Below are 16,149 nucleotides of genomic sequence, written 5' to 3'. Positions count from 1 at the left end.
GCGACCTTGTTTCTCTGGTAGGTTTACGTTATTATTCAATGCGTGAAACCGGAAAACGGAATTCGTTACGATTCTGCAACTGTCGAGCTGGAAGGACTTATAGAGGATGAAGCCGTTCTTCGGTGCCCTCTCGTCCTCGCTCGTGTCGGTGTATTCCCTTATACTCACTCTGATGGAAGAATTGTTCGAGAGGCAAAATTACCGGAAGAACTTTTCTCTCCGGAAACTCTCGCGTCTATACCGGGGAGACCCATTACTAAAAATCATCCTCCTATTTCAGACAACGACGGGCTGATCAACGATACGAACTATTCGTTATATGCGAAAGGCTCTCTTGGTGACTCTGTAAAAGTGAAGGGCGACGGAATTTGGGTCAATGAAACTATCTGGGACGCAAAATTAAAAGATTCGTTAAAACGACGTGATAAGGTGCAAATATCGTCGGGCTTTCGTTCGAAACTCGATTGGACGCCAGGCACCTTCAGGGGACAACAATACGATGTAGTTCAGAGAGATATTCGTTTTAACCACGCCGCTCATGTTGACAAAGGCCGCGCGGGTGATTCCGTTCGCGTCTACCTCGACCATGCCGATTTTCCGGAAGATATAAACTTTGCCGTCATTGCGACGGATGAAAATCAAACAGGAGAAAATATGTCTGAAAAACGAGACCTGATAAAAGAATTTCGTAATTTTCTAAAGAACTTAGGAGTCGCTCGAAATGATTCCGAGCCTTCTACGGCAACAACTGAACCCGCACCGGAACCTATCGATAAAGGTAAGCAATCGCCTTCACAGGAACAAGAGCAAAATAAGACAAAAGATGATCTTATCAAATCTCTAACAGCACAAGTTGCAACTTTAACCGATGCCCTTGCGGAAATGAAAAAACTTCTGGCTTCCGCAATGGCACCAGCAACTCAGGACTCGATTGCTCAGAGCCGGATAAAGTTGATCGAGACTGTTAAGTCGATCAAGCCGGACGCGACGACGGACGGGGTTTCTGCAAGAGATCTAAAGACGCTGGTCATCAAAGAAACGTTACCTTCTGCAAAGCTTGATTCAATCGACGATCAGGAATTGGACATTCGCTATGAATCTGCCGTAGAGCTTGCTCGCGAAAAAGCGTCTGTTCGAGGCGGTTCGAATAACCAGGAACAACAAAAACCAACTCCAAGGCAAGATGCTGATGATTTGAAGAAAATTCAGGAAGCACGGCTGAAAATGAACAAAAGAGGAGATAAGTAACATGAATCTGAAAATTTTGTTAAGTTTTCTAACCTTGTTTTACATTGTGATTTTCGGGATTTCATATTTCGAAGTAATTCCGTCCGAATTCCTACAAGTATTTTTCCCAATCGGTGCATTATTCGCTCTCATTGGAGCTCCGGTTCCTGAAGGCGGATTGTATAACGAACAACCCGGACTATTGGGAACCTCCTCCAGAGATTCGAAAGACGAGCGTAAGCGAGGAAGCGTTGTTTCAATCGGCAAATTACCTTTTGGTTCCGCAGTGATGCTCGTCTCTGGCGGAGAAGGTATTTCTGTTATAGGTGCTGACGCGGTTCAAGTCTCTTCCAATTTGCGATTTGATGGGGTGACATCCTATTCTAATGCCGCAGGAGACCTGAAAAATCTTTCTTACGACGACGGTGAACTTTGCACCTTCTTTGATAAAGGATACGTTTGGGTTCCTTGCGAGGAAGCAACTACGGAATTCGATACGGTTCGTATTCGAGTTGTTCAAGAAGGCACAAATGTCGTCGGGTCGTTTCGTAGAACCGCTATCCCTGGAAAGACTGCCGTTATCACAGGGGTTAAGTTTGCATCAAACCAAAATGTCGGAATAGCGGAACTGAACCTCGTGTCAGGTTTCACAATCACATTGGATAACTAAGGAGATTATCGATGCCTGAAGCAATATTTAGAAAAGAAGACTCAGAACACATTAAGACAGAACTCTTGACTCCAAGAAAAAACGAACTTGTAGCAAGAAATGTTTTCAACGTGAATTCAGATACGCCAACCTACTCACATGCCTATTCGGCTGAAGGTGTAGAGGATACCGGTTCAGCAAGGATCAGGGAATCCGGTTCGGATTCAGACGGTTTGCCCTTAGTTGGAGAAAAAGCCACAAAGGAAACTGACAAGTTGTTGGTTATCGAGGCCGGCTTTCGGATCACACAGGATGATTTAGACGCGGCGGAAGCGCGTAGGCAATCCGGCAAAGGTAGCGAATACCCAGTGTCCGAAAAACGACTCAACGGAACGAGACGTTATATTGCCGAGAAGGAAAATCGGGTTATTTTTCACGGCTGGAGTCTGGCTGGTAAGAAAATTAAAAGCGGTCTTTTTAACTGGCCTGGAATTCAGGAAGATCAGATTTCTGAAGTAGAAAATGGCAAGACTGGAGTTTCTAAACGCATCTGGAAATATAAGACTCCAGAGCAGATCCTTGCAGACATCGTTGATGCTAAGGCGGAGTTGGAAGGAAGTGGTAAATTCTCAGCAGCAGGAATCCTGATCGATGATGAAGATTATCTTCGTCTACTCATGCCGGTTTCTAGTAGCTCAAACGTAACAACGCTGCAGTGGCTTCTTCAGAATAAAGAACTCTTTTTTCCGCGTGGTTTTATTCGAACGAAGGATTTGTCCTACAACATCCTGAACAAAAAAATCGGGAACGACTCCGTCGGTGGATTTTGCGTTTTCGACGATGCTTCCGATGTTGCGGAAATCATCATCGCAAGAGACTTGGAAGTGGCAGAAGAACCGTTCAGTTCTTACGCCGGACAAATGAAAGTAAGGGCCTATGAAAAGATCGGCGGAATTCACGTTTACCAATCCAAAGGTATCGTGATGCGCTATGGAACTCATACGGTTAAAACCGTATAAGGATCGTCAACCATGCCAAGAGCAAGTATAGCACAGCTTAGAGCGTATGTCGGAGATCCAATCGCGGACTTAACAGATTCAGAACTCCAGTTGTTTCTTGATGATGCTGTCGCAAGCGTCATTGGTAACACTACGCTTTCTGAATCTCACCCGCGATTCAATGAGCTTCAACGTGCCCGAGCGGCTTACTTGCTCTTCAATGCAAATCGTATGAAGAACGAAGTGATGGCAGAATCGGCGGACGGAATTTCTCGTAACTACGATACGAATATTTCACCGGGTATGCAAGTATCTTGGCTGGATCTATATAACCAAAAACGAACTGAAATCCTTGGATTCAGGGGACGAATCGGATAATGCCAGCGATAATTGAAGATAATACGAATCTGGATCAACTCATTAAGGATTTGGAATATATAGAATCGGCAACGATCACAGTCGGCCTTGTAGGTTCCGTTGATAGTGATTTATTGAAGAGTGCCGGGGCCAATGAATTTGGCGCAGTGATCAGGCCAAAGAATTCAAAATGGCTGACGATTCCTTTACTTCCGGAACTTCGCGGAAAGAGTCCTCGGAGTATCTCAGGTCTTAAATTCATTCCTCCGAAAAAAGGAAAATCATCGGCAATGCTCGCAAAGTCGGAAGGTGGTCATTTGGTCCCTCTCTTCATTCTTACTAAAAAGGTCGTTATCCCGGAAAGATCCTGGCTACGCGGAACCTTTGATTTGCAATCCTTCCAAGACGCTGTGATGGCAGAATTTGAAAAAGGAATTCAAGATTTCTTAAATGCGGAAATTGAGGCAATACAGGTTTTGCATCGAGTCGGGCTTAGAGCCGTTTCCGAAATCAAAAACCGAATTGTAAATAATGATCCTCCGTTCAAAGACCTTTCTGGATTGACTACAAATTTAAAAGGAAACGCAAAACCTTTGCGAGATCAATTAAGATTATTTAATGCGATCAACTACGCAATAGATGGGAAGGTGGCTACATGAGTCTTACGGGTGTTTCCGAATCTCTTAAACCGTTCATACGGCCGGTTGTGTATTACAAGAAGATGAAAACGAAGAACGCAAAGGGAGAAGTCATCACTACATACGAAAGCGGAGTTCCTTTGGATTTACCAGTGACCACTGTGAGCACAAGACTACTGATTGCGATGTCGGAAGGATCATATACATCGGAAGATAGAAACTTCTATCAGCTTGGGAACGCTCTTCCAATTGATTACGAGGATAAGTTCGAGTTCAACGGAGTAAAATACCTCGTCACGATGATTAAGGATATGACGTTTGAAGCTGGATACATTCGTTACGTCTGCAAAAAGGAGATTCGTAAATTATGAAATACGAATATATACGATCCGTGATGGATAAACTTCAGGCAGTCTTGGAAGTATCCTATCCCGGAATCAAAATTGAGTTAGGTGATCAGAATGTCGATACGCCTGAGTATCCTTTCGGCTCATATAAGATTCTTGTTTTAAATCAAGATCCGACAAAGTCCGCGTCTTCCTGGATAGAAGCAACGAGCGCGGAAGACTTCAAACAGGCCTTTCGGAAAAATCAAACGGCATCGATCAGTCTCGCATTCCTGCACAACTCATCGATTTCTACATGTTGGGATTTGTGCCAGATGGCTGTTGATTGGTTTGATTCGATTCAAGGGATGACAGAATGCGAAAAGTTTGGAATTACTCCGCAACTCATAACCGGAGATGTCCAAGACAGAACCACCGTTTTGGAATCAACGCAATACGAATACAAGGCGGGATTTGACGTTATGTTCAGATCCAGGAAGTTCAACGAAACACAGGGCAAAACAACCGCAAGCGCGCCTTCGGTTGAATTTCAGGAGGAAGCATGAGCGCACAGACCATTTCCAAAATCGATCCGATTTCAATCAATATTTTTCTTAGAAACACCCCCGTTTCTCAAATGGGATTCGGACTACCGATGATTTTGGGGATCAAAGCACCTATCTATTTTCTTCAAATCGGAACCGCTACGAGTGGGCTCGTTTGGAAATCCGCAACGTCGGGCGTTGTTTTTATCCAAGTAAAATACGTCATCAACGGAAACAATACGGCTCTCAGCGTAGTTCGCTCCGGAACCGGAACGGAAAACGATCCGTATACAATTACGGTCAACGTCGCAACGAACGGAAGCGGAATCGCAACCTCTACCGCCCATCAAATCAAACTCGCGGCGGAAGCAGTCTCCAACGTGGCAGGTGCGACAAAGATCGTAGACGTTGTAGAAGTTGCCAATACCGGAAGCGGTGTTGTTTCAGCGTTTGCTCAAGCACCTCTCTATTATGAAAGATACATGGAAATCACTTCCGCGGATGATCTTTTGGGACTCGGCTTTCTTTCTACGGATAAGGAATACATCCAAGCGACGCAGGTCTTTCGACAAACGCCAAGGCCAAAGACAGTCGCTGTTTTACTTTTGACTACATGGGCGAATGCGGCGACTGAGATCGCAGCTCTCAGAAACTCAGGACAAGACGCTTGGTTTAAAACCATTGCGACTACGCATAACAAAAATGAAATATACACGTTAGGGGACTATCTCGCCTCCATCGAGAAAATGTTCTTTGCTTGCACAGATGATTTGACCGCACTCGTGGGAAGAAATTCGATTTGGGAATATTTGATGATTCACAAGAATCCTGATTCTTTCCCGGAGGCCGCATGGGTTGGAAATACAGCTCCTCGAAGGGTTGGATCGTATAACTACGCATATTTGCCGTTGGATGGCGTGGAGAATTCCGGATACACGAACTCTCAAGCGAGTTCTATCCTTTCCGACAAGGGAAATCTGATCGTTGATTTCGGAGGAAGGCAAGTTCCCTATCCAGGAATTTCGACCGCTCAGGTTTATGCAGATGTGGTAGAAAATCGAGTTTGGTTGAAAGCACGACTCCGAGAGAACATCACAAGTCTCTTCCTAAACTCCGACGTAGTTCCTTACACGATTCAAGGAATTCAAATGATTGAAGCACGGATGCGAGAGGTTTTCGTTCAAGCCGGTGTTCAAGGAATCATCGCGCCTGTCGAAACGGATGCGGACAAAGCGCGCTCCGATTTAGGAGACTATCAATACAAAATCAACTTACCCGAAACGATCGATGAGATTCCGACGAACGATCGGAACAATCGTATTTTGCCTAACGTCACTTTTTCGTGTCGTTTGAGAGGAGCAATTAACGAAGTCGATATTGACGGTGAACTTACCTAAAAGGAGCAATCGAATGAATGGAATTTGGGACCCAAAGAAACTAAACGTAAACTGTAACGGACGTGAAGTTTCCGGAATGAGCCAAGCGGATGGCTTCTTTAAAATCGAACCCGTAACCAAAGAATACATCCTATCTCAAGTTGGCATCAAGGGCGATTGGAATATCTCAGAGGTGTATGACGGACGGGCCAAACTCACGATCGTCCTCATGGGAGATTCACCTGAGAATGAGTTCTTTTTCGCAATGGGAGAAGGAAGACTTCCATGTGTGTTTACGATGAAAGACCGATCCGATGGCGGTATGCTCGGCTTCTCCGCACAAGGGAGAGTTTGGGAAAGACCTACAATCGAACGCGGAAAGGAGTATAAGGATCGGACTTGGGTTTTTCTTCTTCCGGATTATAAAGGAGTTTTAACAGCATGAACAACGAACGAGACCCCATAGCAAAACGAAACGTAGCGGAATATACAGGTCAGACGGTTCAACGAAAATCCGAATCCAAAACAGAATCGATTCCGTCTGACGACCCAATTCTTGTTGAAATCGACGACGATGCGAAAGTCGCAACGATTCAATTCGTTGACGGACATAGTTACAAACTTCAGCATCCTGGAAATCGAAAAGCCCTTCGTTGGAGACAAGAATCGATATCCTTAACGGACGGTTTGAATCAAGACAAACTTCTGGATAAGTTCTTTAAGTTTTGTGTAAAACCAGTCTCACACAATTTTGAACCTACGTTAGACAACATCGAACCGAATCATGTGGAGGTGTGGCTAAGAATGGCTAACCGATTTCTTAAGTGGGAGTTGGAATAACCGGTTCCCAAATTTTGAAGAGGTCCCTTCGATCGAAGAATGGTTAAAATGGATAGACGAAGAAGTCGATCGGGAATTACAAATCTGGAAACCGTTTATTTTGGGAGCAGCACAGTTTAGCCAAAGCGAGATCGAAGACGCACCTACAATTCTATATGCGAAGATCATGGAGGTTGTGGATCGAAGGAAAAAACGAGAAGCGGAAGAGAAGACAGAGGAATTGAAGTTTTTGGCGAAGTTGATCAGAGGAGCCTGATCTTAATCGTATTAGAAAATTCGAATGTATAAAGGAAAAGTAAGAATAAATGGCAGTCAGAGAACTCAAGATAGCTCTTAAAACAAACCAAGGTGATGCTACAGACGCCCTGAAAGAGTATAAGGAAGAATTGAATACTGTAAAAAAACAATTCTCTGATCTGGGTGGTTCTCTCGATTTGTTCACGGATTCCCAGGCCGCCGCTTTTAAAGAGTTCGGTGAATCCATTGGAGACAGCCTTGCCGGAAAAGCTGATCCCGCAATTTCCGAACTCGCCAAAAAGTTTAAAACTACAGAATCAAACATAGAGCGTTTGATTTCAAAATCCCGTGAAGATTTAAAACTGGATTCGGAACTGATCGCAACCGCAAAAGCTGCAGGACTCACAGACAAAGAACTCGAAAAGCTTAATCAGGAAATGTCTGATACGGCGAATAGTGCGGGTTCCCTCTCCGGAATGCTCAAGCAAGTTGCGGCAATCGGAATCGCTTTCGCCGTTGGATCATTTGCTACAGCATCGATCGAAGCGGCTACTGCATTAGAAAAACAAAATGGAATTCTTCAGACTCTTTCTGGCACTCAATATCCAAAGCTACAATCTGCGATCACACAAACGATTCAGAATTCAAAAGGTCTGGCCTCGGAAGGGGGTCTTTCGCAAGTTGCGAATGACGCGATGAAAGCGGGGATGTCCGTTGATTTCATTTCCAAGAATCTTTCCGGGCTCTCGCAAGTTGCGGAAGTAGCTGGCAATGAACTTTCCGCTTCAATGAATGAAGCCTATCAATCTATTCAAACCGGCTCCGATGATTTTCTGAAAAAGAATGGTGTGCTTTTCTCTTCATATACCAAAGAGTTTAATCAGATCAACAACTCTGCAATGACTGAAGTCTCGAAACGTCTTGCCAGAGAAAGGCTGATCTCTACCGCACTCAAAGAAAATTCTGCGCTTCAAGATGCGTATGGATCACATCTAAAATCAGCCTCGGCAATCTTTCAAGCCTACAATCAAAGGATGGGAGACCTGAAGGCATTGTTTGGAAAAGTCCTTCTTGAAGGAATGAAGCCGTTTCTGTCTACGTTCGTTAGTATATTAGAATATTTTACTGTTGGAGAGGACGCACTCAATCGAGTAAAAGGAGCGTTGGTCATATTTGGTTCGGTGTTTACCGGAGTTTTGGTAGCCATTGCCGCGAAGATGGTTGTTGCAGCTTCCGCAACTGCCGGCGGAATGATTCCTGCACTGTATGGAATGGCAGTGGCTGGTTGGGCGGCTATTGCCCCTTGGCTTCCTTTTATAGCAATCGGCGCGGCTGTCGCGGCAACTATCGCCGCAATCGTTTTGATTGTAGACGACCTTCTTGTTTGGATGGATGGAGGCGAATCGATCATAGGGGATTTTCTCGGTCCATTCAAAGATTTTGATATTAAAAAAATATTTGGACAAGCATTTGATTATTTAATCAACCTCGCCAAAAAATACGGAAAGTTTTTGATCATGGCTCTCTTTCCGGTTAGCACTTTGTATTTTTATTTTGATGAAATCGTTGAGTGGTTTAAATCACTTCCCGAAATTATCGAAAACCTATTCAAAGGCATCGGCCCGAAAATCAAAGAAGCATTTTCTGGAATCTTACCTTCCGGGATCTTCAATTTTGGAGCACCTGGAAAAGCGGATAACGCGACAAGTGTTCAAGATGCAATCATTACAAAATCCGGAAAGGTGATTCACACACATCCGGACGACAACTTGGTTGCAGTAAAGGACTTAGGATCACTTGGAAGATCCAAATCTTCCGGAGGAATCTCGGTCAATATTGCAAATGTTACGTTAGGAGCGGGTTCACCACAGGAAAACGCTACGATCTTTGCAAAGTTTTTAGAGAGAGAGCTGGAAAAAATCGCAATCAAACTCGGTCTTTCCGCTGGACTCTCTCCGGAGGCGTTATAATGGAAAGCCCCTTAGCCCGAACTACAATCGCATTAACAGACGGCGACGATGAAATCGAACTCAATGTGTCTCTTGAGATACAACATTCGTATCCCGCCGAGATAACCGGACACCCGATCGAAAAAGAGAAAGGAAAGACCTCAGTCACGGATCACGTAATTCCAGGTCAAAGAGGAATCTCACTCAGTGCGATCCTTTCAAATTCTATCGCAATATTTTCTTTCCGTCGAGTGACTGTAGACGAAAAATTAGAAACGCTCATTCGTTGGCAAACGGAGGGAACGTTTCTAACAATGCTTGGTTATACAACCGGCGGGATTTTCACTAAAATCCTATCGATGCTTCCGTCTTTTTTTCGATACGTTCCGCCGGATGATCCAGACAAGCGATACTTAGGCAGATCTATCGATGAAATTCCAAATCTCTTAATCGGAGATATTACGTTTTCTGAATCTAAAGATATTGGAAATGATATTAGTATAACCTTATCGATTTATCCGGTCCAAATTGTAGAGGCAAAGACCAGGAATTTGAATGCTGTGAAATCAGGAGGGAAACAGCCGATCAAAGAAGTGAACGTAGACCCAAGTAAAAGAATCCTGCTAAAACAAAAGCCATTGTTAAATCATTCTTTTAAGGTTAAATCTTAATATGCCAACGTTTAAATACTTACAATTCAAACCAAACTCTTTTCCAATTCGAAATCAATGTGAAATTGAAGGAAAGGATTATGAGTTTGAGTTCAACTACAATTCAGTTGGTGATTTTATTACGGTTCTTGTAAGAGACTCGGAAGGTAATATTCTATTTTCAACAAAGCTTGTCTACGGAATTTCCTTGAATCACTTTGTAGTGGATGGGTTTCCAAACAATGTCAAACTCATCCCTTTAGATCTGGATGATCTGTATCGAGATGAGTTTGTGGAAATCTCTGTCAACAGAGACACGCTCGGATCTACGGTTCAAATTTATATCATTGAGAAAACGGTATGATCGGAAATCCGAAACTTTACGGCCGTGTTGTTTCTTTGGAAATTCTTCCGAAGACAGGTCTCGGAAAAGAGTTCACCTATCCTCCGTTTGACATCGAATTCGAGTCTGATTTAGAGAAGCTGAATATAACGAAAGTTTTAATCTATAATGTCAACGACGACACGATGGAAATGATAGGAGCAAAAGCCAGGGGAAAAGAATTCCTATATCCCACTGCGATGTTAAGCGCAGGGTATAAAGATGAAAACGGTTTGGTCGTGAGCGGGGAAGTTATTCTTCCCAAAATGAAACAGGAGGGGCCGAATAAGATTTTAGAATTCACTATCTCATCAAATGCCGGTTCCTGGAATAGTTTCTATATTATGAAAACGTATAGTAACCTTCCTGCACAAACTGTCATACTCGATATTCTAACTCAAGGCAACATCAAACCTGGATCTATAACATTAGGAGAAGATAAAGTAATCAATTTTAGCGCAACAAAGTCTTTAGGAGAATGCGTTAAAAGTTTCTGTGAGCTAACAAAATCTCAATACTGGATGCAAGACGGACTTTTACACATCTCCCCGCTCGATCCTCCTTCTAAACCAAGCACGATCTTCTTAGACAATCTTCCGGGCTTATTGGAGTTCCTGAGAAAAATCAAAAAACCTGGAAGGTTACAAGCCTTTTCCGTCACAAGCTCAAATTAAATCAGGTGATTGCAGTCAAAGGCGGAAGTTTAGATGGAGAATGTAGAATCGTAAAAGGAAAACATCGCTTCTCTACATTCCAACCTACGAACTATACCGAACTTGAGGTCCTTCCGTTATGATCACTCTGGACGACGTGATTCTCAAAGCGATCAAAAAGCAACTCGCAAACGTTCAGGTTGGACTTCCTGGAACGATCGAATCGTTTAATCCTTCGTTGATGACGGCTAACGTAAAACTTCTTTTTAAACAGATCAATGGACAAGGGGAAGAGATCGACTTTCCGGTTCTCTCGAATATTAGAGTCGGAACTCTTTGGGCGGGTGATTTCTTTATCAAGCCAGACTACAAACGTGGGGATAAAGTTTGGGTTTCGTTCTCGACGCATGATACGTCAGACGCAATTCGTGGAATCTCAACAGTAGCTTCTGAGTCTTTATTCGATCTTCAAAGCGCCTGTGTGCAATCCGGATTCAAAGGAGATCTTGACGCTCCGGCATTCACAGCAAATCTTCCAGGATTACTAATCGGACACAAACAAGGTCAATCTTTAATTCAATTGGATGACGATACGATCAAAATTCGAGGTGGGCTTATCGATCTTTCAGAGTCAGCCGTATTGGGTGAAACTCTATCACAATTTCTTAAAATGATTCTGGATGTCTTTATAAACAACGCGTCTGCATTTACAACGAATACGGTTCCTGGTTCTCCGGCGGGCCTATCGCCTGTGATCGTTGCAGCATTGACCGCGCGTAAAGCGGAAGTCGATCAGATTATTTCTCACAAGGTGAAGATCGGATGAAGGGCTTGATGGTTGAGAACAACGACATCGTTCGCATCAACGGAAAGCTGGTTGTAATCGAAGGTTTGGAATACTATTCACAACGTATCAGGCATTCAATACGACTGTGCCTCGGAGAATCTGTTTACGAACCATTGAAGGGCGTCGACTGGAATACAATTTTCTCAAAAAAAGTTCCAAAGGATAGAGTCCTCTTCGAAATACAAAAAATTTTACAAAGGGATCCTGAAACCGTTTCAGTTGAAAACATCGAAATCGTAGAAGAGCCAAGTGATAGCAGGAATCTGAATATTCATTTTTCTGCAATTACAGTTTACGGCTTAGTTACGGGAGCAGTATAATGTCCGGAGTTACTTCACAGGGATTCATACGCAAAACGAGGGACGAAATCATCTCCGATCTGGAAGCTAAGTATCGGACTGGGCTTGGATCTGACATCGACCTCTCAATTTTAAGCGAGGACGGAATCCGCATGAGAGTCCTCGCGGATGAGTTAGACGAAATTCATAAGCTTGCGGAAGATATTTTCTATTCCAACTTCGCTCATACCGCAACCGGCGTTTCGTTGGATCGAGTTTTGAATCCTCTCGGTTCCGAACGGCAACCAGCCAAACGGGCAATCGTAGGTTTGCGTTTTTCCGGCGTAAACGGTTCGTTTGTGAATATAGGAACAATTTGTCAAACTGGTAGTGGAATCCAGTTTATTACGATCGAATCCGGAACTGTCTCCGGAGGAAGCGTTTTACTCAACGCACAAGCTCTCAATATTGAATATGGTATCTCGGGTAACGTAAGTGCAAATTTGATCACGACGATCAATACGGCTCTTACCGGAATCGACTCTGTAACAAATCCAGAACCTGCAAGAGGTGGCAGAGTGATCGAAACAGATTCAGAATATCTAAATCGATTTATTGATTCCGGAATCAACGGCGGAAGTTCGGCTGCAAACGTTCAAGGCGCATTAAATAATATTGAATCGGTTTTGTCCGCAAAAGTTTACGAAAACGTTACTGATTTCGTAGACGTTGAAGGCCGAAATCCTCACTCTATGGAAGCAGTCATTGAAGGTGGAACTCCTACGGAAATCGGAGATTGTTTTCTGAAAAACTGGCCGGGTGGTATCGAGTCGTTGGGATCGAATTCAACAACTCTCATTGATAACAAGGGAGTTGCGCGCACCTATTATTTCAATCGACCAACTGACGTTCCTATCTTCGTGAAAATCGATATTCTGCGAGACCTGACTCTTTGGGAAACCGGTTCCGAGACAATCGTAAAAACAAATTGTATCAAGGTGCTCGGTGGCGTTGATGCGATCGGTCCGATTTCCACTTCTTACAAAGGTGACGGAACCGGCGAAGATGTTTTCGCATGGAAACTGATCGCCGCACAAAGCGGTCTGTCCGAATACGATTCCGTTAAAGTTCATGGAATCAAATCTATGGCAGTTAGAGTCGGTCTGTCTGCTCCTGCGACGTTAGATGAACTTGTTATTAGCAGTCGACAAAGAGCAAAACTTGTTACCGCAAACATTCAGGTAAACTTTCTATGAAAAGCATTGATGCGATTCTGCAAAAATATCCTACGTCTCTCTTTAACCGTGATCCTGATTCTGAAATCGGTAGGAAATGGAAAGCGGATCTTGAATTGTTAAACGAAGTTCGAACAACACTCGAATCAATCAGAGGTGTTTCGGATTATAGAATTCAAAACGGAGCGATTCTCGACCTGATTGGTAAAAATCTCAAACAGCCTCGGAACGGAATGGATGATTTTCGTTATCGCATTTTCCTTTCCATAGCGAGACAAAAGCAGAAATCAAAGGGTGACATCTATTCGATGAACGAAATCGGTTCTCAGATTCTTGCGGGAACTGGAACGTTATACGAAATTCAAGAGCTTTGTTATTCAGGTGTCCCAATGTTCTTGGACGGTTCTCTGACACTCAATGGAGAGTATCCGCTTTCGGGAAGTTCTAAAAGACCGGCTACGATTCGAGTCATATTTTCAGGTTCAATCGATACAGTCGTTGTAAGTCCAGAATTCAATAAGGCGATCGCACAGATCCGCGCCGGTGGGGTTCGTTCGATTATAAACTATCGCTTTGAAACATCTACCTTATCAGGAAAATTATATGGCTTTGCTCTTCGTTCATCCATGTTTGACGGGACGTGGCCGCTAAACGGTTTCACAATTCTTTCCGGAGACAAGGTGGGAATTCAACCGTATGAAATCGCGTTCGGAACAGGTGGATTAATTTCTGGAATTCCTCGACCTCCTCAAGATTCGGATACGGGTTTGCAAAATGAAGTTTTTAGAAAGCTCGCCGAGATTCAAAACAATCCGGATGGGACAAGAAGTTTTAAAACGACAATCAAGCAATCCGAATTGATTGGGCAAAGTATCAACGAACTTGCACTTTTTGAAGAAGACGGCAATTTGCTTTTTCTTAAAACCTTCCCTTCTAAACCAAAAGACAATCTAATAGTTTACGATTTCGTAATAAATGAGGAATTCCAATGATTCAAATTCTTGTCAGAGAGACCATGATTGAAATTGCAGGGAAAGATAAAGCAAGAATCGAAATGATTCCGGTTGCAGTGTTTTCGGATCATTCTGAACTCTTGCAATATTGTGAGAAGAAAGGTTTTCAAAAAAATGGAAACGGACTTGAGTCTGAATTCTATCGGGAAATGGATTTGAGACAAATGAAAGAGCAAGTTCGATCCTATTTTAAGATCGAACAACCTTTTAAATTGCATGAACGATTTGTAATTTTTGAACAGGAGTTAAAGTAAAAAAATGGCAGTTTTTAATCCGACAAAAACAAGAACTTGGTCCAAAAATACACCAGCGGACGGGGACCTAATCGACGACGAACTAGATCGTCTCTACGAGAACGATCAGTATGCAAAGGATCGCTCCGATGCAACCGATATGAATATATTGAATTTGTTGATTCCGCTGGGAAGTGTTATAGAAGACAATCTAAACATTGCTTCCACATCTATATTCAAAGATGCGAATGGACAATCTATTCCAAGAACTACTTTTTCAACCCTTTGGAACTTGGTTCATAAAACGGTAACTGGAATCGTTCCAGCAACGGATCGAATCACTGTAAATGCTCACGGCTTCACGGAAGGTCAGCTTGTAAAGTTTGCCTTTACTGGAGGAGGAATCACTGCATTAGTGAATTATTATGTACGAAATCCGACGACAAATGACTTTCAGATTTCTGTAATGGTGACTGGTTCCATACTCGATCTTACGTCTTCTCAAACTGGGGATATGATTACGAATTTGGAATATGGCTTTGGGGACGGTTCAACGACGTTTAATGTTCCTGATCGACGCGGTATATTCGTGAGAGGTGCAGGAGTTCATGGGACGAGAGCAAAGGCTGCGGGCGGAAATTATGACGGTGGACCGGTTGGGTATGCGGGACAGGATGCGATGCAGGACCACCGTCACAATTTTTCCTATAACAATCCAATGGGAATTATTGGAGGAGTCGGGGGATATTGGTTAGCCGGAGGCGGGACAAACGCAGGCAATACAAATTTAGTTATATTAGAACCAATGACCGACGGGGTCAACGGGACGCCACGCCGGGGGAATGAAAATACTCCAGCATATGTAGCAGTAAAATACAAAGTGAGGGTAGCATAATGAATTATATTATCGATAAACATTCTAAAAACGTAATTTGGATTAATACCGACCCGAATTCATTGGCGGGTAAAGACGCATGGAACGATTTCGACCCAAATGCCCATGAAGTCATTCATGCCTTGCATTATAATCCGAAAATCGGAGATATATTTCGAGCCAAGGTGGAAAATGAAACCGCACAAGATTTCGTTCCGAAAAAAGTTTACAACAAGACGACGATGTTTGAAAGGACTCTACAAAATTGGGAAGACGAAATTGATTTGGAAAAAGAAACGGAACGGGAACCGTTGAAAAATCCGAGCGGAAACTTTTTACCATATCAGAAATATACGAACTCGGGTTGGGTGATCGACTTGGAAGAACGAAAAGCTGGTCTTTTGGCGGAGAACCGTCTTATTTTTAACTCAAAATTAGAATCCTATCGGGGGAAAGTCGAATGTCGAAATTCGGTTTGGGATTCCGGAAAAAAATATTTGGAGAATATTCAAAAAACATTGAGTATCTACTCCAAGCAAAAAATTCAAATTCTTCCGGAGTGGAGAGACGCAAACGACACATTTCATACTATGAATGTTGAAGAACTTTCGGAACTGGCCGATACCATTGAAATGGATATTTTCGACGTAGGACGCATGCTCTATGCAAAAAAATGGGAACTGGAAATCAGAATTCAATCCTCTTCTTTAGAAGAATTTTTGGACTTAGCTACAGCTTGGAGCTGAAATGTTTTCAGTTGCGTCTTGCGTGCGTTTTCGCAATTTAAAACGCGCGCGCAAACAAAGATACAACGTACGTAAATGTTCTGAACGACCTGGAAA

General features: G+C 43.2%; 20 protein-coding genes and 2 pseudogenes. All 22 read left to right on the top strand.

What is annotated here, in order from left to right:
- The first annotated feature begins 42 nt into the window (after positions 1–42).
- The 22 genes and pseudogenes from LEP1GSC059_RS07095 to LEP1GSC059_RS06990 all read left to right on the top strand — a co-directional run bounded on the left by LEP1GSC059_RS07095 (position 43) and on the right by LEP1GSC059_RS06990 (position 16,053).
- Positions 43–1,248 carry a DUF2213 domain-containing protein gene (locus LEP1GSC059_RS07095; protein WP_017213687.1) on the top strand — a complete coding sequence of 402 codons (1,206 nt, stop codon included), beginning with the start codon at positions 43–45 and terminating at the stop codon, positions 1,246–1,248.
- 1 nt (position 1,249) lies between these two features.
- Positions 1,250–1,897: a structural cement protein Gp24 gene (locus tag LEP1GSC059_RS07090; protein WP_017213688.1), complete on the top strand. Its 648-nt coding sequence runs from the start codon at positions 1,250–1,252 to the stop codon at positions 1,895–1,897.
- Between the two features lie 11 nt (positions 1,898–1,908).
- Positions 1,909–2,895, top strand: coding sequence for a major capsid family protein (locus LEP1GSC059_RS07085; protein ID WP_017213689.1), 987 nt, complete (start codon positions 1,909–1,911; stop codon positions 2,893–2,895).
- 12 nt (positions 2,896–2,907) lie between these two features.
- Entirely contained in the window at positions 2,908–3,252 is a 345-nt protein-coding gene (locus tag LEP1GSC059_RS24850; RefSeq protein WP_017213690.1) for a hypothetical protein, read from the top strand.
- Entirely contained in the window at positions 3,252–3,890 is a 639-nt protein-coding gene (locus tag LEP1GSC059_RS07075) for a hypothetical protein (RefSeq protein WP_017213691.1), read from the top strand. Before LEP1GSC059_RS24850 ends, LEP1GSC059_RS07075 begins: the two co-directional genes overlap by 1 nt.
- Complete coding sequence (locus tag LEP1GSC059_RS07070; RefSeq protein WP_017213692.1) at positions 3,887–4,240, top strand: hypothetical protein; 354 nt, start codon at positions 3,887–3,889, stop codon at positions 4,238–4,240. The genes LEP1GSC059_RS07075 and LEP1GSC059_RS07070 overlap by 4 nt, the downstream gene beginning before the upstream one ends.
- Positions 4,237–4,761: a phage neck terminator protein gene (locus LEP1GSC059_RS07065; protein WP_017213693.1), complete on the top strand. Its 525-nt coding sequence runs from the start codon at positions 4,237–4,239 to the stop codon at positions 4,759–4,761. The genes LEP1GSC059_RS07070 and LEP1GSC059_RS07065 overlap by 4 nt, the downstream gene beginning before the upstream one ends.
- Positions 4,758–6,137: a DUF3383 family protein gene (locus tag LEP1GSC059_RS07060; protein WP_017213694.1), complete on the top strand. Its 1,380-nt coding sequence runs from the start codon at positions 4,758–4,760 to the stop codon at positions 6,135–6,137. The genes LEP1GSC059_RS07065 and LEP1GSC059_RS07060 overlap by 4 nt, the downstream gene beginning before the upstream one ends.
- A 13-nt stretch (positions 6,138–6,150) precedes the next feature.
- The gene (locus LEP1GSC059_RS07055; RefSeq protein ID WP_017213695.1) at positions 6,151–6,561 is read left to right on the top strand and encodes a phage structural protein; all 411 of its coding nucleotides are present in this window, start codon (positions 6,151–6,153) and stop codon (positions 6,559–6,561) included.
- Positions 6,558–6,956 carry an LIC_12613 family protein gene (locus tag LEP1GSC059_RS07050; RefSeq protein ID WP_017213696.1) on the top strand — a complete coding sequence of 133 codons (399 nt, stop codon included), beginning with the start codon at positions 6,558–6,560 and terminating at the stop codon, positions 6,954–6,956. The genes LEP1GSC059_RS07055 and LEP1GSC059_RS07050 overlap by 4 nt, the downstream gene beginning before the upstream one ends.
- A 31-nt stretch (positions 6,957–6,987) precedes the next feature.
- Complete coding sequence (locus tag LEP1GSC059_RS07045; protein WP_036057207.1) at positions 6,988–7,212, top strand: hypothetical protein; 225 nt, start codon at positions 6,988–6,990, stop codon at positions 7,210–7,212.
- A gap of 49 nt (positions 7,213–7,261) precedes the next feature.
- Positions 7,262–9,163 (top strand): LIC12611 family phage tail protein, encoded by a 1,902-nt coding sequence (locus LEP1GSC059_RS07040; protein ID WP_017213698.1) that lies wholly within the window; start codon positions 7,262–7,264, stop codon positions 9,161–9,163.
- Positions 9,163–9,800: pseudogene (locus LEP1GSC059_RS07035) on the top strand (phage baseplate protein). The gene LEP1GSC059_RS07040 and the pseudogene LEP1GSC059_RS07035 overlap by 1 nt, the downstream one beginning before the upstream one ends.
- Positions 9,801–9,814: 14 nt before the next feature.
- Positions 9,815–10,156 (top strand): phage baseplate plug family protein, encoded by a 342-nt coding sequence (locus tag LEP1GSC059_RS07030; RefSeq protein ID WP_017213700.1) that lies wholly within the window; start codon positions 9,815–9,817, stop codon positions 10,154–10,156.
- Positions 10,153–10,970: pseudogene (locus LEP1GSC059_RS07025) on the top strand (phage protein). The gene LEP1GSC059_RS07030 and the pseudogene LEP1GSC059_RS07025 overlap by 4 nt, the downstream one beginning before the upstream one ends.
- The gene (locus LEP1GSC059_RS07020; protein ID WP_201028171.1) at positions 10,970–11,653 is read left to right on the top strand and encodes a Gp138 family membrane-puncturing spike protein; all 684 of its coding nucleotides are present in this window, start codon (positions 10,970–10,972) and stop codon (positions 11,651–11,653) included. Before LEP1GSC059_RS07025 ends, LEP1GSC059_RS07020 begins: the two are co-directional and overlap by 1 nt.
- On the top strand, positions 11,650–11,994 hold the full coding sequence (locus tag LEP1GSC059_RS07015; protein ID WP_017213703.1) for a contractile injection system sheath initiator: 345 nt from the start codon (positions 11,650–11,652) through the stop codon (positions 11,992–11,994). The genes LEP1GSC059_RS07020 and LEP1GSC059_RS07015 overlap by 4 nt, the downstream gene beginning before the upstream one ends.
- On the top strand, positions 11,994–13,208 hold the full coding sequence (locus LEP1GSC059_RS07010; protein WP_017213215.1) for a baseplate J/gp47 family protein: 1,215 nt from the start codon (positions 11,994–11,996) through the stop codon (positions 13,206–13,208). Before LEP1GSC059_RS07015 ends, LEP1GSC059_RS07010 begins: the two co-directional genes overlap by 1 nt.
- The gene (locus LEP1GSC059_RS07005) at positions 13,205–14,179 is read left to right on the top strand and encodes a hypothetical protein (RefSeq protein ID WP_017213216.1); all 975 of its coding nucleotides are present in this window, start codon (positions 13,205–13,207) and stop codon (positions 14,177–14,179) included. The genes LEP1GSC059_RS07010 and LEP1GSC059_RS07005 overlap by 4 nt, the downstream gene beginning before the upstream one ends.
- A complete protein-coding gene (locus LEP1GSC059_RS07000) occupies positions 14,176–14,454 on the top strand; it encodes an LA_1064 family peroxide-responsive upregulated protein (RefSeq protein WP_017213184.1) in 279 nt (92 codons plus the stop codon). The genes LEP1GSC059_RS07005 and LEP1GSC059_RS07000 overlap by 4 nt, the downstream gene beginning before the upstream one ends.
- 4 nt (positions 14,455–14,458) lie before the next feature.
- Positions 14,459–15,328 (top strand): hypothetical protein, encoded by an 870-nt coding sequence (locus tag LEP1GSC059_RS06995; protein ID WP_017213217.1) that lies wholly within the window; start codon positions 14,459–14,461, stop codon positions 15,326–15,328.
- Entirely contained in the window at positions 15,328–16,053 is a 726-nt protein-coding gene (locus tag LEP1GSC059_RS06990; protein WP_017213187.1) for a DUF4376 domain-containing protein, read from the top strand. The genes LEP1GSC059_RS06995 and LEP1GSC059_RS06990 overlap by 1 nt, the downstream gene beginning before the upstream one ends.
- Positions 16,054–16,149 lie beyond the last annotated feature (96 nt).

Source organism: Leptospira noguchii serovar Panama str. CZ214 (assembly GCF_000306255.2).
GTDB classification, from domain to species: Bacteria; Spirochaetota; Leptospiria; order Leptospirales; family Leptospiraceae; genus Leptospira; species Leptospira noguchii.
Note: the sequence above shows the minus strand (reverse complement) of the source record. Positions and strands in the feature narration are given on the sequence as shown.